The 20,434-nt window shown below is 65.4% G+C and carries 15 protein-coding genes; 8 read left to right on the top strand and 7 right to left on the bottom strand.

Annotated features, from left to right (window positions below; translation table 11 throughout):
• Positions 1 to 67: 67 nt before the first annotated feature.
• Positions 68 to 2,251 carry a putative bifunctional diguanylate cyclase/phosphodiesterase gene (locus AC1DIX_RS15230; RefSeq protein ID WP_477325426.1) on the bottom strand — a complete coding sequence of 728 codons (2,184 nt, stop codon included), beginning with the start codon at positions 2,249 to 2,251 and terminating at the stop codon, positions 68 to 70.
• A gap of 33 nt (positions 2,252 to 2,284) precedes the next feature.
• Positions 2,285 to 2,731 carry a DUF2147 domain-containing protein gene (locus tag AC1DIX_RS15225; RefSeq protein ID WP_477325424.1) on the bottom strand — a complete coding sequence of 149 codons (447 nt, stop codon included), beginning with the start codon at positions 2,729 to 2,731 and terminating at the stop codon, positions 2,285 to 2,287.
• Positions 2,732 to 2,934: 203 nt separating this feature from the next.
• On the opposite strand from AC1DIX_RS15225, the gene AC1DIX_RS15220 reads away from it, so the two are divergent.
• From AC1DIX_RS15220 to AC1DIX_RS15210, 3 genes are read left to right on the top strand one after another with little or no spacing between them, the layout of a single operon-like run.
• Positions 2,935 to 4,740, top strand: a complete 1,806-nt coding sequence (locus AC1DIX_RS15220) for a CIA30 family protein (protein WP_477325422.1) — start codon at positions 2,935 to 2,937, stop codon at positions 4,738 to 4,740.
• 21 nt (positions 4,741 to 4,761) lie between these two features.
• Positions 4,762 to 5,904 carry a sensor histidine kinase gene (locus AC1DIX_RS15215; protein WP_477325420.1) on the top strand — a complete coding sequence of 381 codons (1,143 nt, stop codon included), beginning with the start codon at positions 4,762 to 4,764 and terminating at the stop codon, positions 5,902 to 5,904.
• Positions 5,889 to 6,518, top strand: a complete 630-nt coding sequence (locus AC1DIX_RS15210; RefSeq protein WP_442124003.1) for a response regulator transcription factor — start codon at positions 5,889 to 5,891, stop codon at positions 6,516 to 6,518. The genes AC1DIX_RS15215 and AC1DIX_RS15210 overlap by 16 nt, the downstream gene beginning before the upstream one ends.
• Positions 6,519 to 6,669: 151 nt before the next feature.
• On the opposite strand, the gene AC1DIX_RS15205 is transcribed toward AC1DIX_RS15210, so the two are convergent.
• From AC1DIX_RS15205 to AC1DIX_RS15190, 4 genes are all read right to left on the bottom strand, one after another.
• Entirely contained in the window at positions 6,670 to 9,468 is a 2,799-nt protein-coding gene (locus AC1DIX_RS15205; protein ID WP_477325418.1) for a valine--tRNA ligase, read from the bottom strand.
• 39 nt (positions 9,469 to 9,507) lie between these two features.
• The gene (locus tag AC1DIX_RS15200) at positions 9,508 to 9,945 is read right to left on the bottom strand and encodes a response regulator (protein ID WP_442124000.1); all 438 of its coding nucleotides are present in this window, start codon (positions 9,943 to 9,945) and stop codon (positions 9,508 to 9,510) included.
• Positions 9,942 to 11,117, bottom strand: coding sequence for a sensor histidine kinase (locus AC1DIX_RS15195; RefSeq protein ID WP_442123999.1), 1,176 nt, complete (start codon positions 11,115 to 11,117; stop codon positions 9,942 to 9,944). The genes AC1DIX_RS15200 and AC1DIX_RS15195 overlap by 4 nt, the downstream gene beginning before the upstream one ends.
• A 180-nt stretch (positions 11,118 to 11,297) precedes the next feature.
• A complete protein-coding gene (locus AC1DIX_RS15190; protein WP_477325415.1) occupies positions 11,298 to 11,978 on the bottom strand; it encodes a class I SAM-dependent methyltransferase in 681 nt (226 codons plus the stop codon).
• 323 nt (positions 11,979 to 12,301) lie between these two features.
• On the opposite strand from AC1DIX_RS15190, the gene AC1DIX_RS15185 reads away from it, so the two are divergent.
• Positions 12,302 to 12,955 carry an ANTAR domain-containing response regulator gene (locus AC1DIX_RS15185; protein ID WP_477325413.1) on the top strand — a complete coding sequence of 218 codons (654 nt, stop codon included), beginning with the start codon at positions 12,302 to 12,304 and terminating at the stop codon, positions 12,953 to 12,955.
• Between the two features lie 5 nt (positions 12,956 to 12,960).
• Here AC1DIX_RS15185 and AC1DIX_RS15180 read toward each other — a convergent pair whose 3' ends face one another.
• Entirely contained in the window at positions 12,961 to 13,977 is a 1,017-nt protein-coding gene (locus AC1DIX_RS15180; protein ID WP_477325411.1) for a GlxA family transcriptional regulator, read from the bottom strand.
• A gap of 137 nt (positions 13,978 to 14,114) precedes the next feature.
• Here AC1DIX_RS15180 and AC1DIX_RS15175 point away from each other — a divergent pair, with 137 nt between their 5' ends.
• The 4 genes from AC1DIX_RS15175 (at position 14,115) to AC1DIX_RS15160 (ending at position 20,225) form a co-directional block, all read left to right on the top strand.
• The gene (locus AC1DIX_RS15175; protein ID WP_477325409.1) at positions 14,115 to 15,221 is read left to right on the top strand and encodes an S-(hydroxymethyl)glutathione dehydrogenase/class III alcohol dehydrogenase; all 1,107 of its coding nucleotides are present in this window, start codon (positions 14,115 to 14,117) and stop codon (positions 15,219 to 15,221) included.
• A gap of 267 nt (positions 15,222 to 15,488) precedes the next feature.
• The gene (locus AC1DIX_RS15170) at positions 15,489 to 17,279 is read left to right on the top strand and encodes a M56 family metallopeptidase (protein ID WP_477325407.1); all 1,791 of its coding nucleotides are present in this window, start codon (positions 15,489 to 15,491) and stop codon (positions 17,277 to 17,279) included.
• Between the two features lie 214 nt (positions 17,280 to 17,493).
• A complete protein-coding gene (locus AC1DIX_RS15165; RefSeq protein WP_477325405.1) occupies positions 17,494 to 17,985 on the top strand; it encodes a porin family protein in 492 nt (163 codons plus the stop codon).
• 140 nt (positions 17,986 to 18,125) lie between these two features.
• Entirely contained in the window at positions 18,126 to 20,225 is a 2,100-nt protein-coding gene (locus AC1DIX_RS15160) for a M13 family metallopeptidase (RefSeq protein ID WP_477253938.1), read from the top strand.
• Positions 20,226 to 20,434 lie beyond the last annotated feature (209 nt).

Below are 20,434 nucleotides of genomic sequence, written 5' to 3'. Positions count from 1 at the left end.
CGCACTGGATGTAGTCGATTCACTGGATTTCCTTGGATCAGGCACAACGATGAGTCAGGCAATCTTATCATTGAGATAATTGCTGATGCGCACGTTTGAAGGCCTGTGCCGCAAATCCGCTCCGCATCCATGGCATGGCCTGGCTGGCCAGCCATTGACCGATGATTCGCCGTGGAACGGCCTTCGAAAACAGATAACCCTGGCCGAAATCGCAGCCGGCCTGCTGGAGCAGTTCGAGCTGTTCGGGTGTCTCGATGCCTTCGGCGATGACCTGCATGCCGAGCTTGTGGGCCATCGTGACGATCGTTTCGCACAGGGCGAAGTCGGTGGTGCCGGCTTCCAGGTGCATGACGAAGGAGCGGTCGATCTTCAGGTACTGGAACTCGAATTTTTTCAGGTAGGACAGGGAGGAATATCCGGTACCGAAATCGTCCAGCGCCAGGTCGATGCCATGCTCGGCGATCTGGCGCAATTGCTGGACGACGATGGGGTTGTTGTCGAGCAGCATGCCCTCGGTTACTTCGACGGTCAGGGTATGTTCCGGCAGCGCGGCATTCCTGGCCAGCTGGAAGCAGCGCTCGCAGGATTCGCGGCCGGACAGCAGCTGGACCGGGGACATGTTGACGCCGACCTGGAGGATGGTGCCATGCTCCCGTTTCCAGTCGGCGACGTCGCGCACCACCGTCTCGAAGATCTGTTCGCCGAGCTCGACGATCATCCCGGTTTCTTCGCACAGGGGAATGAATTCGGCCGGGCCGATCATGCCGCGTTGCGGATGGGTCCAGCGCACCAGCGACTCCGCCTTCTGCAGAGAGCCGGTCGCCAGGTCGACGATGGGCTGGTAGTGGACTTCGAGCTGGCGTTCGCCCAGCGCGTTGCGCAAGTCCTTGATCAGCTGCCGGCGCGCCTGGGCGCGCTCCTGCATCACATGCGAGAAATACGCATAGCGGTTGCGTCCCTGCTGCTTGGCCACGTACATGGCCTGGTCGGCGTGCTTGATCAGGCTTTCCATGTCGGTGGCATCGCGCGGGTAATGCGTAATGCCGATGCTGGCCGACAGGTGCAGGGTTTCGTCGGCGATGGCGAACGGGCGGGCCATCGCCTGGATGATGGTTTGCGCCGTCCGGTCGACGGTGCGCGCCGAGGCCAGCAGCACCATGAACTCGTCGCCGCCGAGGCGCGCCACGGTGTCGCCGTCGCGCGTGCAGTCGAGCAGCCGCTTCGCGGCATCCTTCAGGATCTCGTCGCCCGCGGAGTGGCCCAGGGTTTCGTTGACGTCCTTGAAGCGGTCGAGGTCGATCACCAGCAGGGTGAAGCTGCCGGCCTCCTGGTCGGCATCGTGGATCGCCTGGGCCACGCGCTCCATGAACATCTGGCGATTCGGCAGGCCCGTCAGGACATCGTAGTTCCCCTGGCGCCAGGCAAGTTCTTCCGCGCGCTTGCTCTCGGTGATGTCGGTGCCGATCTCGATGTAGTTGCGGACCTGTCCGTCCGGACCGCGGGCGGCGGTGATGGTGCGGTATTCGGCCAGTACGTGGCCATCCTTGTGCCGGCTCCACAATTCGCCCTGCCAATTTCCGGTGGCGCGCAGCTGCGCCCACAAGGCGTCATCGAAGCCGGGCTCTTGCAGGCCGGCGGCGTACACGCGCGGCGCCTTGCCGGCAATTTCGTCCAGCGAAAAGCCGCGCACCACGGTGAAGGCCGGATTGACCGCCTCGATGCGGCCCTCGGGGTCGAGCACGGCGATCGCATCGTGGCTGTTCTCGAACATCAGCGAAGCGAGTTCGAGCTGGTGCCGGTTATGGACATGTTCGGTGATGTCGTGCACGACGCCCATCAGCAGGCGGCAGGCGCCGTCCGCATCGAGCACCGGCGTCACGGTGACCTCGCCGGTCTTGGTGCCGGTCGGGTAGGACGACACTTCCTGCCAGCGTACGACCTTGCCGGTGACAATGGCTTCCCGGTATCTCGACTTCACCAGGTCCAGCGATGCGGGAGGGATGATCTCGTCGACTTCCTTGCCGACCACCGCGGAGACCGGCAGGCCGGTGGTTTCGGTGAAGCGTTCGTTGACAGCGGAAAAGCGGTAACGGTCGCCGTCCAGCACCTCCAGGAAGAAGATGACGTCGGCGACGTGTTCGAACAGGTAAGTCAGGTAAGGCAGGGGCACCGGCGGCGCATCGGGAGCGGCCAGGTAGCGTGCGACCTGGCTGGATGCCGGGTCCGAAGGCTGGTCAACGGGCGGAGTCATGATGCGCAGTGTAACGCACCATGACCCGGTGGTTCACTCCTGGCGAAGCCAGACCTGCGAGCGGCCGAACATCGGCATGCCGACATAGCCGCGTACCTCGACCTTCTTGCCGCCTTCGTGCACCGTCAGCTTGCTCCTGTAGACCTTGCCGTTCTTCGGGTCCAGGATCTCGCCGCCCTTGTATTCGTCGCCGTCCTTCTTCAGGCCGGAGACGATGGTCATGCCGACGATGGGTTGGTCCTTGCGCGCGTCGGTGCAGGCCACGCATTTCGGATTCTGGTCTTCGTCCGGCGCACGGAACAGCTTTTCGATCTTGCCCGTCAGCACACCCTGGTTCTCGGTGAGGCGGATCAGCGCGGTCGGCTTGCCCGAGCTGTCGTCGATGGTCTTCCACAGGCCGACCGGCGATCCGTCCTGTGCCCACGCGAGCGGGGCGGCGAGGATGGACGCGATCAATGTGGCCTTGATGAGGGTGCGCATGGTGTCTCCGTTGATTTATGGGTAATCGAGTGTAGCAAACTGTACGGTCGTTCGGTAAACAGCCGGATGGAAATTCTTGCGGGTGACATTTGTCACCTGAAAGTGATGGCGCTCGCTTCTGTCGCGGCCGCCGCCGTTTCCCGATACTGGCGTCAGTGGCAATCGCCATCGACGAAAACCGATACAACAATCAAGGGAAACACATGAAACCGACCATCCTGACTTCGCTGCTGCTGGCCGCCGGCCTGGCCTGCGCTTCTTCCGCCCTTGCCGGCACCACCCTGGTGCAGGACGTGCGGGTGTTCGACGGCAAGACCGCCCACGAACACCGTTCCGTGCTGGTGCGCGACGGCGTGATCGCCGACGGCGACTATCGCGGCAAGGTGCCGGCTGGCGCGCGCGTGGTGGACGGCACGGGCCGCACCCTGCTGCCGGGCCTGATCGACGCCCACGTCCACACCTACCGGCACTTCGAGCTGCCGCTGGTGTTCGGCGTCACCACCGAGGTCGACATGATGGCCCCGGTAACGATCATGCAGGACTTCAGCAAGGCGATGGCGGAAGGCCGCAACCACGACCGCGCCGACCTGTTCTCGGCCGGCACCCTGGTGACCGCGCCGGGCGGCCACGGCACCGAATTCCCGATCAGGATCCCGACCCTGGAGAAGGGCGCCGACGTCCAGGCCTTCGTCGACGAGCGCATCGCCGAGGGCTCGTACTTCATCAAGATCGTGATGGAAGACGGCTTCGGCGACCATCACTTCAACAGCCTCGACCCCGCCACCGTGAAAGCGGTGATCGACGCCGCCCACAAGCGCGGCAAGCTGGCCGTGGTCCACATCAGCACCCTGGCCAATGCGCGCGCCGCGCTGGAAGCGGGCGCGGACGGCCTGGCCCACCTGTTCCTGGGCGCGAAGATGACGCCGGAAGAGGCCGAGGGCCTGGCGCAGCTGGCGATGTCGAAGGGCGCCTTCATCGTGCCGACTTTCTCGGTGCTGGAGAGCATGGCGGGCGTGAAGCCGCGCGACATCCTCGACGATCCGGCCGTCGCCGGCCTGCTCGACCGCGAGGAACGCGCTTTCCTGGAAACCGGCTACGGGCAGGTAGCCAGGCCGGCCGCCCTGAACGCGCCGAAGATGGTGACCGCCGCGCTGCGCAAGGCCGGCGTGCCGGTGCTGGCCGGCACCGACGCCGGCAACCCCGGCACCCAGTACGGCGCCAGCCTGCACCACGAACTGGCCGCGCTGGTCGAGGCCGGGCTGAGCCCGCGCGAAGCCCTGGTGTCGGCCACCAGCGCACCGGCGAAGGCCTTCCGCCTGGGCAAGCGCGGCGAGATCGCGACCGGCTACAAGGCTGACCTGGTGCTGGTCGAGGGCAACCCGCTGCAGGACATCGGCGCCACCCGCCGCATCGTCGAGGTGTGGAAGGACGGCGAAAGCATGGCCGCGCAGCGCGACCGGCAGCGCGAGCACGTGGCCCAGGAAGCCGCCGGCAAGCGCGCGCTGGCGCTGCCCGCCGACGGCAGGATCAGCCTGCTGAAGGACGGCAGGCTGGCCAGCCCCTTCGGCACCGGCTGGCTGCCGTCCTCCGACAAGTTCGCCGGCGGCGTCTCCAGCGTGAACCTCGATGCCAGGGCCGCACAGGAGGGCGGCGCCGCGATCGCCGTCGCCGCCCAGGTCAAGCCCGGTTTCATGTTTCCCTGGGCCGGCGCGGCCTTCATGCCGGGCGCGCAGCCGATGCAGGGCGCCGACCTGAGCAACGCCAGGGTGATCCGCTTCCGGGTGCGCGGCGACGGCCGCAAGTACATGCTGGCGATGGCCTCGACCGGCATGACGATCCCGCGCAGCGTGCCCTTCGAGGCCGGCGCCGAGTGGAAGGAAGTGGCGATTCCCTTCAGCGCCTTCGACGGACTCGATCCGGCCGCGGTGACCATGATAGGATTTAATGCTGGACCACAACCTGGCGATTACCGCTTCGAGATCGCCGACGTTCGCCTGGTCGACCGCTGATAACCACTACAACACCAAGCGATGCAGACTCTCAAGCGCGTGCTGGCCGGGCCCTGGGTGCCGCCGGAACTGGGCAAGCTCCCCTATCTGTGGGCCTTCTCCCTGACCTTCATGCTGTGGCAGTACTTCTTCGTGCCGCCGCGCGCGATCGAGCTCGTGATGTTCGGCGTCACCGCCGTGCTGTTCCTGCCGCTCTACCTGTACAGCTTCTGGGCCGAGGGGCGGGCGGCCATCCTCTGCATCGCGCTGACCTGCCTGATCGGCGTCATCTGGATCCCCTACAACACGGGCGCCGGCACGCTGTTCGTGTTCGCGGCCGGCATGTGCGGACGCCTGTCGCCGGGGCGCAATGCCTACCGGATGCTGGCCGCGGTGCTGGGCCTGGCGACGGTGGGCGGCTATCTGCTGTCGCCGATCGGCAAGACCTTTCTGCTGGCGCCCTGGATCATCGGCGTGGCGGTGGGCCTGGGCTCGATCATGGAGTCGGAACAGCGGGCCGCGCGCAGGCAGCTGCTGCGCAAGCAGGAAGAGGTCGAGCACATCGCCCGCATCGCCGAGCGCGAACGCATCTCGCGCGACCTGCACGACCTGCTGGGCCACTCGCTGTCGCTGATCGCATTGAAGGCGGAACTGGCGAGCAAGCTGGCCGGGCGCGACCTTGAGGCCTGCAAGCGCGAGATCGGCGACATCGAAACCACCGCCCGCCGCGCCCTGGCCGAAGTGCGGACTGCCGTCACCGGCTACCGCGACAGCGGCCTGTTCGGTGCCCTGGCCAGCGCCCGCGCCAGCCTGGCCGCGGCCGGCGTCGAATTGCGCGAGGACGTGCCGCCGCATTTCCTGCACGGCGCTTTGGCGGCAGGGCAGGAACACGTGCTGGCGCTCGCGCTGCGCGAAGCGGTGACCAATGTGGTGCGCCACGCCGGCGCCACCCGCTGCACGGTCAAGCTGGCGCTGGAAGGGCAGGAGGCCGTGCTGCGCGTGGCCGACGACGGCGGCCGCCTGCCCGCCGGCGGCGAAGTCCGCGCCGGCAACGGCCTGAGCGGCATGCGCGAACGCGCCGCCAGCGTGGGCGGCCGGCTGGCGATCGCCGTGGACAAGGGCATGCGCCTGGAGCTGCGCCTGCCGATGAAGGAATCGAAGGAGACTGCATGTCCGCGAATCTGATCCCGCATCCGATCCGTATCGTGATTGCGGAAGACCAGGCCCTGGTCCTGGGCGCGCTGGCGGCCCTGCTCGGGCTGGAAGCCGACCTCGAGGTGGTGGGCACGGCCGGCAACGGCAAGGACGCCTTGGCGCTGTGCCGCGAGCTGCGGCCGGACGTCGTGCTGACCGACGTCGAGATGCCGCAGATGACCGGCCTCGAACTGGCGGCGCGGCTGGCAGAACTCGACCTGCCGAGCAAGGTGGTGATCGTGACCACCTTCGCGCGCAGCGGCTACCTGCGGCGCGCGCTGGAGGCCGGGGTGCGCGGCTACCTGCTGAAGGATGCGCCGGCCGAGAACCTGGCGGCGGCGATCCGGCAGGTGGCCGGCGGCGGCAGGGCGATCGCGCCCGAGCTGGCGCTGGAGAGCTGGAGCGCGGGCCAGGACCCACTGTCCGACCGCGAGCGCCAGGTGCTGCGCCTGGCCGGCGAGGGCAAGACCAGCGCCGAGATCGCGAAACAGGTCCACCTGTCCGAGGGCACGGTGCGCAACTACCTGTCCGAGGCGATCAGCAAGCTGAATGCCGGCAACCGGATCGAGGCTTACCGGATGGCGAGGAATGCGGGCTGGCTGTGAGGGGCTTCATGCGAGTAGCCGTTGCTGTGTTGCGAAGTCAAGCAGGCATTTGTGCGGCGTGGTCCGGCGCATCGCGGAAGGGTGGAGGGGGACCATCTCATTAGCCGCGCCGGGCATACGCCGGGCGCGGCTTTTCACAGGTGCTGGCCGATCAGGCCGGCGGCAGCTTGCCCAGTTGCTCCTGCATCTTGGCCAGGGTGGCGCCGAAGTTGGCGACGCGTTCGCGTTCCTGGGCCACCACGGCGGCCGGGGCGCGGGCCACGAAGCTTTCGCTCGACAGCTTGCCCTCGGCCTTGGCGATCTCGCCCTGCAGGCGCGCGATCTCCTTCGACAGGCGCTCGCGCTCGGCGGCGACGTCGATCTCGACCTTCAGCATCAGCTTGGTGGTGCCGACGATCGACACCGCGGCCGGCGATTCCGGCAGGGCGTCGACGATCTGCACTTCCGACAGCTTGCCCAGCAGCTGGACGTAGGGCGCGAAGCCCTTGGCCGCTTCGCGGTCGGCTTCCGAGCCCGGCTCGACGATCAGCGGCACGCGCACCGACGGCGACAGTTTCATCTCGCCGCGCAGGTTGCGGGTGGCGTCGGTCAGCTTCTTGAACTGCGCCATCCAGGCTTCCGCGCATTCGTCGATCGCCGCTTCGTCGGCGATCGGGTAAGGCTGAAGCATAATGGTGTCGCCGGTTTTACCCGCCAGCGGCGCGACGGCCTGCCACAGGGCCTCGGTCACGAACGGAATGATCGGATGCGCCAGGCGCAGGATCACTTCCAGCACGCGCAGCAGGGTGTGGCGGGTGGCGCGCTGCTGCGCCTCGGTGCCTTGCTGGACCTGGACCTTGGCCAGTTCCACGTACCAGTCGCAGTACTCGTCCCACACGAAGCTGTAGATGCTGCTCGCGATGTTGTCGAAGCGGTAGTCGGCGAAGCCCTTCGCCACGTCCTGCTCGACGCGGTTCATCAGCGAGATGATCCAGCGGTCGGCCTGCGACAGGTCGGCCGGATCAGGCTTCCCGCAGTCCTTGCCCTCGGTGTTCATCAGCACGAAGCGGGTCGCGTTCCACAGCTTGTTGCAGAAGTTGCGATAGCCTTCGGCGCGGCCGAGGTCGAAGTTGATGTTGCGGCCCAGCGAGGCGTAGCTGGCCATGGTGAAGCGCACGGCGTCGGTGCCGAAGGCCGGGATCCCTTCCGGGAATTCCTTGCGCGTCGCTTTCTCGATCTTCGGCGCGCTGCGCGGGTCCATCAGGCCGGTGGTGCGCTTGGCCACCAGCTCGTCGATGCCGATGCCGTCGATCAGGTCGATCGGGTCCAGGGTATTGCCCTTCGACTTGGACATCTTCTGGCCGGAGGAATCGCGCACCAGGCCGTGCACGTAGACCGTCTCGAACGGCACCTTGCCGGTGAAGTGCGCGGTCATCATGACCATGCGCGCGACCCAGAAGAAGATGATGTCGAAGCCGGTCACCAGCACCGACGAAGGCAGGAACAGGTCCATGTCCCTGGTCTGTTCCGGCCAGCCCATGGTCGAGAAGGGCACCAGGGCCGAGGAGAACCAGGTGTCGAGCACGTCCTGGTCGCGCTTCAGCTCACCGCTGATGCCGGCCGCCGCCGCCTTCTGCTGCGCTTCCTCGTCGCTGCGGGCGACCACGATCTCGCCGTTCGGGCCGTACCAGGCCGGAATGCGGTGGCCCCACCACAGCTGGCGCGAGATGCACCAGTCCTGGATGTTGTTCAGCCACTGGTTGTAGGTGGTGGTCCAGTTCTCGGGCACGAACTGGATCTCGCCGTTCGCCACTTTTTCGAGCGCCACGTCGGTGATCGACTTGCCCGGATTGAAGGTGCCTTCCGGCGCCGGCTTGCTCATCGCGACGAACCACTGGTCGGTCAGCATCGGCTCGATGATGACGCCGGTGCGGTCGCCGCGCGGCACCATCAGCTTGTGCGGCTTGACCTGTTCCAGCAGGCCCTGGGCTTCGAGGTCGGCGACGATCTTCTTGCGCGCTTCGAAGCGGTCCAGGCCGCGGTAGGCTTCCGGCGCGTCGTCGACGATTTTCGCGTCGAGCGTCAGGATGCTCGGCATCGCCAGGTTGTGGCGCTGGCCGACCGCGTAGTCGTTGAAGTCGTGGGCCGGGGTGATCTTCACGCAGCCGGTGCCGAAGGCCTTGTCGACGTAGCTGTCGGCGATGACCGGGATCTCGCGGCCGCTCAGCGGCAGCTTGAGCATCTTGCCGTGCAGGTGGGTATAGCGCTCGTCGGTCGGATCGACCGCGACGGCGACGTCGCCCAGCATGGTTTCCGGACGGGTGGTGGCGACCGTCAGGTGGCCGCTGCCGTCCGCCAGCGGGTACTGGATGTACCACATCGAGCCGTCTTCTTCCTGCGAGTCGACTTCGAGGTCGGAAACGGCGGTGCCCAGCACCGGGTCCCAGTTGACCAGGCGCTTGCCGCGGTAGATCAGGCCCTGTTCGTACAGGCGCACGAAGACTTCGGCCACGGTCTGCGAGCGCGGCTCGTCCATCGTGAAGTATTCGCGCTTCCAGTCGGCCGAGGCGCCCAGGCGGCGCATCTGGCCGGTGATGGTGTTGCCCGACTTTTCCTTCCACTCCCAGACCTTCTCGACGAAGGCTTCGCGGCCGAGGTCGTGGCGCGAGATATTCTGGGCGTCCAGCTGGCGCTCGACCACGATCTGGGTCGCGATGCCGGCGTGGTCGGTGCCCGGGATCCAGGCGGTGTTATAGCCACGCATGCGGTAGTAGCGGGTCAGGCCATCCATGATGGTCTGGTTGAAGGCGTGGCCCATGTGCAGGGTGCCCGTCACGTTCGGCGGCGGCAGCTGGATGCTGAACGAAGGCTTGTCGGCGTCCATGGTGGCGGCGAAATAACCTCGCTGTTCCCATTCGGTACGCCAGAATTGTTCGATGTCGGCTGGCTCGAAAGACTTGGCTAATTCCATGATATGGCTGTAGTGGCGTTTAATTTGCGGAAACGGTCATTATAGATGACGGGATGGCCCCTGCAATGGCGGTCGCGTCACCGGTTGGTATTCTCCGCGCAGGACGCTGTCGATCTGCGCGAAGGTGGCGGGCTTGGTCAGGTGGTGGTCGAAACGGGCGTCGATCACGCGCGCCAGCGTTGCCTGATCGTTCCAGCCGCTCAGCGCAGCGACCACGATCCGTTCCAGGCCGGTAATCCGGCGCAGCCCGACGGCGGTCTCATAGCCATCCATGACCGGCATGCCGAGATCGAGGAAGACGACCTCCGGCTGAAACTCGCGGGCACGCGCCAAGCCGCGCGCACCGCTGGCGGCGGTGGCGACTTCATGGCCGTACAGTTCGAGCCCGACGGCCATCAGTTCGCGGGCGTCGTCATTGTCGTCGATCAGCAGGATCCGTCGCGCGGGCGTCGGTCGTCCCTCGGCAGGCGCGCTCACTGGAGGTCGTCTGCACGCAAGCCTGGCTGCAGACGGCGCGGCAAGGTGAGGCGGAAGGTCGTGCCCTCCGCCTCGTTCGACTCGACGCTGATGCTGCCCTTGTGCGCGGTGACGATCTCGCGTGCGATGAACATCCCGATGCCGAGGCTGGTTTCGCGGACGTCGTTTGCATTCTGCTTGATCGCCAGGCGCACCAGCGGATCGAACACGCTGCCGATTTTGTTGGCCGCAATGACGGGCCCTTTGTTGTTGACGGCAACGCTGACGTCCTGCTCGGTCGACGACATGCGCACGCCGATCGGTTCGCAGGGCGCGCCATACTGCAGCGCATTGCCGATCAGATTGGACAGGACTTGTGCGAGCCGGTTGTCGTCGCCATACAGGTCCTCGCGGCTGAAACTGTTGAAATCGATGATGCGCTCGGGATGGGAGGTGCGCAGTTCGTCGACGACGTTCATGCAGACCTCGGTCAGGTTCATCCTCTTCAGCTTGACCGGAATGCCGGCCCCGAGGTGGGTGCGGGTAAAGTCGATCAGGTCGGCGATCAGTTTGTTCATCCGCTGGCCGCTGTTGAACATGCGCGTTGCCGCCAGCACGTACTTGCTGGGTATGTCGTTCGCCCGCATCAGGAAGGTGGAGCCGGTGACGACCGTGCCGAGCGGGTTGCGCAGGTCGTGTCCGAGAATGGCCAGGAACATGTTTTCCGATTGCTTGACCATGGCGGCGTAGCGCGCAACCGATTCGGCCAGTGCCTGGTCGATGGCTTCGTTGAAGCGCATCACGTCTTCCATGTCGGTGACCTGGGTATCCTTTGCCTGCGACGCCCACAGGTGCAGCACGCTGGAGCGCAGCGCCCGGTATTCCGATACCAGCTGGTCGACATTGTAACCGGACAGCAGGCGTGCCTCGGCATGGGTTTCCGCTGCGCTATCCTGTTTGCCGCGCGGCGCTTTTCCTTTGGATTTCTCCGCCTGCTCGAGCGATGTTTGCGGCGTCTTGAGGTCGTCCGCGATCGCCGTCAGCATCAGCTTGGCGTGGTCGCGCAGTGCGATGTCGTCCATCGTCAGGGCTGGCGGTTCGATGGTGCGCGCAAAGTCTTCCCACTCCTGCAGGATCGGCTCCATGTTCGTGACGATGAAGTCGGATAATCGTATGGTTGTTTTCGTGAGCATGCCTGCCTTGTGCGAATGCGGGTAAAGTCAGGACGGCTGCCCGGACTGCAGCACGATCAGGAAGACGACCGAAGGAGATTCACGCAGGAATGATCCGCCATGGCGAACGCAGGCTGGGGGAGAGACCGACAATAATGAGGCCTGAGGGATGCGGCACCAATATACAGCCGGAACCCGCTATTACCTACTCTTATTTTCCCGGGTGCCGATCAGCGAGCCCACCAGGATCAGCGACACCGGTTTCCCGGTGTCCGGATGCACGGGTTCGCGGATTTCCCGCAGCCGCAGGCCATGGCTGAGGTACAGATCGACCCAGCTGCCCAGCGTGCGGAAATACCAGGGCGGCGGATCGGTGAAGCCGGCGTTGAAACCCGCCCAGCTGCCTTCGCGCCAGCCGTCGCGGTAGGGCGCATCGCCGCAGGCCGCGACCGGATGCATGGTCTGGACTACGAAATGGCCGCCGGGCCTGAGGAAGCTCGGCGCCGCGCGGAACAGGCCCGCGACGGACTCTTCGCCCAGCAGCGAAAAATTGCAGATGGCGACATCGAGGGCCAGGTCCAGGCCGCCTTGCGCGATCTCTTCGTAGGACATGCTGCGGAAGTCGCCGCCGCCGGCCTGGCGCGCGGCCTCGACCAGGCCGGGCACGACGTCGACGCCGAGCATGGCGACGCCGTCGAGCGCGCGCACCAGCCAGCCCTCGCCGCAGCCGATATCGATGCCGCTGGCCGGCCCGAGGCTGCGCACCGTGTCGACGATGGCGCGGTTGGTGACCAGGGTGCGGCTGGCGATTTCGCCTTCGCGCACCGTCTGCACCCACGGCGAGGTGTTCTTGCCCCAGGAGGCGATGATTTTCGTGTCCATGATCGCTCGATTCTAACCAAAGGAAGGCGCCGAAGCGCCGTCTTTTATTTGCCGCAGCCCAGCGAGCCATCGCATCCATGTTGAAGATCTCCGGCTTGACCAAGTCCGGACGCGGCGACCAGCGACTTCACGTCCGCCTTTGCGCCGGGGTTTGAATCGTGCACGAGAGTTATTGCTCTATCGTCTTTGCATATGATTCAATTGATACAGATCGAAATGCACCGAGAATGTGCATTCTATATTTTTGGCCGCCGGAACCGGAGTTGGGAAGACTCCGTCAATTCCGGCGATTGCTTCTTCTTCCGCTGCGAGAACACAACACGATGAGTGCGCCCGCTTCCTCCCGCCGGCCGATCCTGCTGGTCGACGACGATTCCCTCCTGCTCGAATTCCTCGCCACCGTACTGCAGCACGCCGGCTATGACACCGTGGGCGCCGCCTCGGCGCCGGAAGCGCTGCAATGCATCGCCGAACGGGATGCCGCGCACCAGGAACCTTGCTTCGCGATGGCCCTGCTCGACATCACGATGCCCGGCATGTCCGGCCTCGACCTGGCGCGCCGCCTGAGGGAGCACACCGAGGTGCCCTTCATGTTCCTGTCCTCGGTGGACGATGCCGAGACCGCGCGCCAGGCCGCCAGCCATGGCGCGCTCGGTTTCGTGGTCAAGCCGGTGGATGCGGCCCGCCTGCTGCCGGCCTTCGAGGCGGCGCTGGCGCGTGCGGACGAGATCCGCCAGCTGCGCCGCACCGAGGCCAACCTGAACGCGGCCCTGGCCGCCGGCCGCGAGACCAGCCTGGCCGTGGGCCTCCTGATGGCGCGCTACCAGACCGACAGGAATACCGCCTTCGAAGTGCTGCGCGACCATGCGCGCTCGAGCCGGCGCAAGGTCAACGAGGTGGCCGAACAGATCGTCGCGGCCGAGGAGCTGCTCAACAGCCTGCACGGGGCGTTCGCGGGCCGGCTGCGCGGCAAGTAAAAGGCTTAGTTTCGCTGCGCCGAGGCCACGCCGGTGGTGGCGAAGCGTTCGCGGTAGAGGGTGGGGGCGATCCCCATCCGCTTCTGGAAGGCGCGGCGCATCTGCGCCTCGCCATTGAAGCCGGCGCGCGCCGCCACCGTCTTGAGCGGCAGCGCGAGGTCGGCCAGCAGTTGCCGGGCGCGTTCGAAGCGGCAGGCGGCGATGAATTCCTGGGTACTCATGCCGACTTCCTGCAGGAAGACGCGGGCGAAGTGGCGCTCGCTCATCATCGCCTTTTCCGCCAGCTGGGTCACGCTCAGCCGCTCGTGCAGGTTTTCGAGGACCCACTTCTGGATCTCGCGGATGCCGGGCCGCGCCGTGCGTTCGCTCAGCAGGTGGGAACTGAACTGCGACTGTCCGCCCGGGCGCTTCAGGTAGACCACCATGTCGGTCGCCACCTGCAGCGCCAGCTCCTTGCCGAAATCCTCTTCGACCAGGGCCAGCGCCAGGTCGATCCCGGCGGTGACGCCGGCCGAAGTCCACAGGTTCCCGGCGCGCACGAAGATGGCGTCCGCATCGACGGCGATGTCCGGATGCTCGGCCTGCAGGCGTTCGGCCACGCTCCAGTGGGTGGTCGCGGCCTTGCCGTCGAGGATCCCGGCCGCGCCGAGGAAGAAGGCGCCGGAACACAGGGCGGCCAGGCGCTGCAGGCGCGGGCCGGCGGCGGCGACCCAGTCGACGATGGCGCCGCCTTCGGCCAGCGCGCGGTGGATGTCGCGGGCGCCGACGACGATCGCCGTATGCGGCAGCGCCAGCAGGTCGAGGCACTTGCCGGCGTGCAGCGACATCAGGGTATCGGAGGGTACGCTGCCTTCGCTGCTGGACGCGATGCGCACCTCATAGCCGTCCGGCTTGCCGCTCTTGCGCAGGTGCACGTTGGCATATTCGAAGACCGACATCGGACCGATGGCTTCCATGGCCTTGAAGCCGGGATAAACGACGATATCGACGGTAATTGCCGGGGGCGCTGGCCTGTTCTGCATGGGTCTGTACTGCTCTTGACGGCTGACAAATCCGGTCATTATTGCATTAATTTCGGACATCCAGCAGAGCGCCTATTGGCCGCGGCATGGCTTGTGCGGATAATGGCAGGATTGCACAACCACTCAGGAAATCCCATATGAAAACCAAGGCAGCGATTGCATGGCAGGCGGGTAAGCCGCTGACGATCGAGGAAGTCGAGCTCGAAGGCCCGAAGGCGGGCGAGGTGCTGGTCGAGGTCAAGGCCACCGGCATCTGCCACACCGACTGGTACACGCTGTCGGGCGCCGATCCGGAAGGCATCTTCCCGGCCATCCTCGGCCATGAAGGCGCGGGCGTGGTGGTCGACGTCGGTCCCGGCGTGACATCCCTGCGCAAGGACGACCACGTCATCCCGCTGTACACGCCGGAGTGCCGCCAGTGCAAATTCTGCCTGTCGCAGAAGACCAATCTCTGCCAGGCCATCCGCTCCACGCAAGGCCGCGGCCTGATGCCGGACGCCACCTCGCGCTTCTCGCTGGACGGCAAGCCGATCTACCACTACATGGGCACCTCGACCTTCTCGAACTACATCGTGGTGCCGGAAATCGCACTGGCCAAGATCCGTTCCGACGCACCCTTCGACAAGGTCTGCTACATCGGCTGCGGCGTCACCACCGGCATCGGCGCCGTGATCTTCACGGCCAAGGTGGAGGCGGGCGCCAACGTGGTCGTGTTCGGCCTGGGCGGCATCGGCCTGAACGTCATCCAGGCGGCAAAAATGGTCGGCGCCGACAAGATCATCGGCGTGGACATCAACCCTGGCCGCGAAGAGATGGCCCGCAAGTTCGGCATGACCCACTTCGTCAATCCGACCCAGGTCGAGAACGTGGTCGACACCATCGTCCAGCTGACCGACGGCGGCGCCGATTACTCCTTCGAGTGCATCGGCAACGTCACCACCATGCGCCAGTCGCTGGAGTGCTGCCACAAGGGCTGGGGCCAGTCGATCATCATCGGCGTGGCCGAAGCGGGCAAGGAAATCTCGACCCGTCCGTTCCAGCTGGTCACCGGCCGCGTCTGGAAAGGCTCGGCCTTCGGCGGCGCCCGCGGCCGCACCGACGTGCCGAAGATCGTCGACTGGTACATGGAAAACAAGATCAACATCGACGACCTGATCACCCACCACCTGCGCCTCGACCAGATCAACGAAGGCTTCGAGCTGATGAAGAAGGGCGAGTCGATTCGTTCGGTGGTGGTGTACTGACACTGGCACGCGCAGTATGAACCGTCACCCCCGCGAAGGCGGGGGCAAGTCAGGCCGGCACCAAGCCGGCCTTCTTTTTTCCGCCTGACCCGCCAATTCTGCAGCCTGTCGCAGAACGCTGGCTCTCCTTCCCACCTGATCCTATCCTGCCTCATCGATCACGCGCCCAAAACTAGAAAAAAAGTTCTAGACAAATTTTTCTAGCTGACCTATTCTGAATCCGTCGAAAGGAACCCGCATGAGCCTGCATCACTGGAAGGAAACGCGATGAACGCCGCGGCCTGGATGTCCGGCCTGGCCTGGGCATTGCTGGACTTCGTCTGGCAGGGCGCGCTGGTCGGCTGCGCCGCCGCCGTGCTGCTGGGCCTGCTGAGCAGGGCGCGTCCGCAGTGGCGCTACCTGGTCGCCTGCAGCGCGCTGCTGCTGTGCGCGGCGCTGCCGCTGGCCGGCATGCTGGCGCGCGTGGCGGGGCAGGGCGCAGACAGCATTCTTGTGCTGCCGTCCGCGCTGCTGCAAACGCTGCCGTCCGGCGCCGGGCAGGCGGCGGCCGGTCCTCTCCATGGCGCCGACCTGCCGGCCGGGTGGCGACTGGCGGACTGGCGCGAGGCGCTGCAGCCGCGCCTGCCGCTGGTGATCCTGTGCTGGTCGGCCGGGGCCGCGTTGATGGCCGTGCGCCTGCTGCTGGGCCTGGCCTGGGTGCGCCGGCGCAGCCGTCCCGGCGCCTACCGGCTGGACGCGGAGTGGCAGGCCGTGCTGGACCGCCTGGCGCCGCGGCTGGGGATAGTCCGCAAGGTCATCCTCGGACTGGTGGACGACCTCGCCAGTCCGGTGACGGCAGGGGCTCTAGTCCCGCTGGTGCTGGTCCCGGCCTCGCTGGCCACCGGCATGGCGCCGCAGCTGCTCGAGGCCCTGCTGGCGCACGAGCTGGCCCATGTGCGGCGCCACGACTACCTGGTCAACCTGGTACAGAGTGCGATCGAGATCCTGCTGTTCTATCACCCGGCCGTGTGGTGGCTGTCGCACCGCATCCGGATCGAGCGGGAACTGATCGCCGACGATTTGGCCGCAAGCGCGCTGGGCGAACCGCGGCGTCTCGCGCTTGCATTATCCGAGCTGGACCTGTTCCAGCTCTCCACCCCGCAACTCGCCCCTGGGGCATTTGGAATAAGAGGAACGCTCATGTCTCGCATCAAACGCCTGGTTCGCCCGCATGCCGAACCCTTCAACTGGAAGTTGGCACTGCCGGCCCTTGGCCTGGCCCTGACGGCCGCCATCCACGCCCATGCCGGCACCACGCCGGCGGCCGCGCCGGTCCAGCAAAAATCGAGTGTGCACGTGACGCAGCAGGATAGCCGCGACGCGCCGTATGCGCTGGTGGGCGAGGGCGACAACGGTTTCAATATGACCGGCAACAGCGCCGACTGGCCGTCGATCAAGCAGCTCAAGCGCAGCATCCAGGGCGAATTCCTGTGGTTCCGCGACGGCGGCAAGACCTGGATCGTGCAGGACCGCGACACGCTGGCCAGGGCGCACGCGGCCTGGGAACCGGTCAACCGGCTGGGCGAGCAGATGGACGCCTACGGCAAGGAAATGGACAAGCACGGCAAGGCCATGGAAGCCATCGGCAAGGAGATGGAGCAGGCCGCCGCCGGCATGCAGCCCGACGAGGGGCGGGTGCGCGAGCTGGAGCGCAAGATGAACGAGCTGGGGCGGCAGATGTCCAGCCTCGGCCAGCAGATCGGCAAGGCCGGCAGCGACAGCGAGCGCGACCGCCTGAACGACAGGATGAACACGCTCGGCCGGCAGATGAACGCACTGGGCGAGCAGATGCGCGCCGCGCATGAGAGCGAAGGGCAGCGCCGCGCCCAGGCCAGCATGGACGCCGCCGGCAAGCGCATGAACGAGGCCGGCAAGCCGATGGACGCGCTGGGCAAGAAGATGGATGCGCTCGGCAAGCAGATGGACCAGGAGAGCAAGGCCGCCGACAAGACCATGCGCAGCCTGATCCGCGATGCGATGGCCAGGGGACTGGCGCAGCCGGCACCGGGGCAAGGCTGACTACTATCCTTGCATGCATAAATAAGACCGGAAATGGATTTCATTTCCGGTCTTATTTATATGTATTCGATTAAATGTGCATATAAAAGGGTTTAATACGGTAATTACACCGTATTGTGCGGCGCAAAATAAGACATGTATAATTTCTTTTCAGCAACCGGAAAAATGTTTTCCGGTGCTATTCAATAATAATCACCAAGAGATAGGAATTAACATGTTCAAGAAAATCGCTGCCGCCGCCGCACTGGCTTTCGCGGCATCTTCCGCTTTCGCCGCACCGACCGCTTATTACGGCGGCCTGGACCTCGGCTCGACCAAGCTCGACGGCCTCAGCGACAACAAGGCCAGCGTCGGCGGCTTCCTCGGCTATGGCTTCAACCAGAATTTTGCCATCGAGCTGGGCTATCGCCAGCTGGGCAGCTGGGATGTGCTGGGCGTCAACGTCAAAGCCAAGCAGACCCACGTGTCGGTGGTCGGTTCCTACCCGCTGGGCAACCAGGTCGAGGTCTATGGCCGCCTGGGCTACAACCAACTGCGCGGTGAAGCCAGCTACGGCGGCCGGTCCTATGGCGACGACACCAGCGGCGTCATGTACGGTGCCGGCCTGAGCTACAGCTTCACCCCGACCATTTCGGGCCGTTTCGAAGTGCAGAAGCCGTCCAGCGATTCGACCAATTACGGCGTCGGCGTCGTCTTCAAGTTTTAATTGAGAGGGGAATAAGCGGTAATTCATCGTCCGCTTATTAAAACAAGTGGCACATGTTTCGATTTTCGGAACGTGTGCCATTTATTTTTCGGGAGCGGTATGGCAGCATACGGACGTTTATATTTTTTAAAGTCCATGCCATGCGCCCAGCACGTTTAGCTGTCGTTTTATCCCTTGCCGGCGCCGCTGCGCTGGCACATGCCCAGAATACGCCGGCAACCGCACCCGCCACCGCCGCACCGACGACGGCCGAACGTCCGGCCAAGGAATTCCCGTACACGCCCGGGCTGGACGTGAATTCGATGGATCGCAGCGCCGATCCCTGCGTCGACTTCTACCAGTACGCCTGCGGCGGCTGGATGAAGAACAATCCGATCCCCGCCGACCAGGCGCGCTGGTCGGTCTACGGCAAGCTGGCCCAGGACAACCAGCGCTTCCTGTGGGGCATCCTCGAAGACCTGTCGAAGCGCCAGGACGGCCGCAACGCCAACCAGCAGAAGATCGGCGACTACTTCGGCGCCTGCATGGACGAGCGCACCATCGAGGCGCGCGGCGCCGAACCGCTGAAACCCTATTTCGACCAGATCGCGGCGCTGCGTTCCAACAAGGACTTGCCGCGCGTGCTGGCGCGCCTGCACCTGGCGCTGGCCGACCAGGGCCTCTACTTCGGTTTCGGATCGAGCCAGGACTTCGGCGATTCGACCCGCGTGATCGCCTTCGCCAGCGCCGGCGGCCTGGGCCTGCCTGACCGCGATTCCTACCTCAAGACCGACGACAAGTCGAAAGAGGTGCGCGCCAAGTACATCCTCCACATCGCCAACACCTTCAAGCTGCTGGGCGACGCGCCGGAGCTGGCGCAGCGCAAGGCCGAGCGCGTGATGGCGATGGAGACCGAACTCGCCAGGGCCTCGCTGTCGCGCGTCGACAAGCGCGACCCCTACAAGCTGTTCCACAAGCTCGACGCCAGGGGGCTGCAGGCTCTGACCCCGGGCTTCGACTGGCACACCTACCTGGGCGAGATCGGGCAGGGCAAGCAGAACACCTTCAACGTCACCGAACCGGCCTTCTTCAAGGCGCTGGCGAAGATGTGGAAGAGCAGCGACATCGACGCCACCCGCACCTATCTGCAGTGGCACGTGGCGCGCAATCTGTCGCCGGCGCTGGCGTCCCGCTTCGACCAGGAACACTTCGACTTCTTCAGCAAGACCCTGCGCGGCGTCCAGCAACAGCCGCCGCGCTGGAAACGCTGCGTGGGCCTGGTCGACCGCCAGCTCGGCGAAGCGCTGGGCCAGGAATTCGTCAGCCGCGCCTTCTCGCCCGAGCTGAAGGCCAAGTCCCTGCACATGACCCGCCAGGTCGAAGAGGCGATGAAGAAGGACATCGAATCGCTCGACTGGATGAGCCCCGAAACCAAGAAGCGCGCCCAGGAAAAGCTGGCCGCGATCGTCAACAAGATCGGCTATCCGGACAAGTGGCGCGACTACGGCAGCTATGAGGTGAAGCCGGGCGACTTCGCCGGCAACGTCGAGCGCGGCAATATGTTCGAATCGCGGCGCCAGCTGGCCAAGATCGGCAAGCCGCTCGACCGCGGCGAATGGTCGATGACCCCGCCGACGGTGAACGCCTATTTCGATCCGCAGATGAACGACATCAACTTCCCGGCCGGCGTGCTGCAGCCGCCGCTGTTCGACCCGAAGATGGACGATGCGCCGAACTACGGCAACACCGGCGGCACCATCGGCCACGAGCTGACCCACGCCTTCGACGACGAAGGCCGCCAGTTCGACGCCAAGGGCAACCTGAAGGACTGGTGGACGAAGAAGGACGCCAAGGAATACGAAGAGCGTGCCCAGTGCATCGTCGACCAGTACGCGCAGTACACGGTGGTGGACGACATCAAGATCAACAGCAAGCTGACCCTGGGCGAGGACATCGCCGACCTGGGCGGCCTGATCCTGGGCTGGATGGCGTGGAAGGAGGAGATGGCCAGCATGCCGCAACAGGCCCAGCCCCTGCGCGACGGCTTGAGCCCGGAACAGCGCTTCTTCGTCGGTAACGCCCAATGGGCCTGCGAAAACGACCGCCCGGAAAACCTGCGCGTAAAAGCCCTGACCGACCCGCACTCGCCGGGCCGCTTCCGCGTGAACGGCCTGGTGGTGAACATGCCGCAGTTCCAGGAGGCTTTCCACTGCAAGCCGGGGCAGCCGATGGTGAAGGAGAAGCGGTGCAGGGTGTGGTGACCGTGCACTAAAACAACGTCGTCCCCGCGCATTAACCACGTCGTCCCCGCGCATTAACCACGTCGTCCCCGCGAAGCGGTGGCTGTCAAGCTAGTTGTCGCCTTAACTGTTAAGCTGCTCTTTGTATTTGACGCCGCGCTGCGGCGTCAGATTTTGCTGGATTGAGATGTACCACGTCGATCCGAGTCCAATCGCGGGTAGCTGCGCGC

The sequence above is a fragment of the Massilia sp. 05N420 genome, from assembly GCF_056397205.1.
Note: the sequence above shows the minus strand (reverse complement) of the source record. Positions and strands in the feature narration are given on the sequence as shown.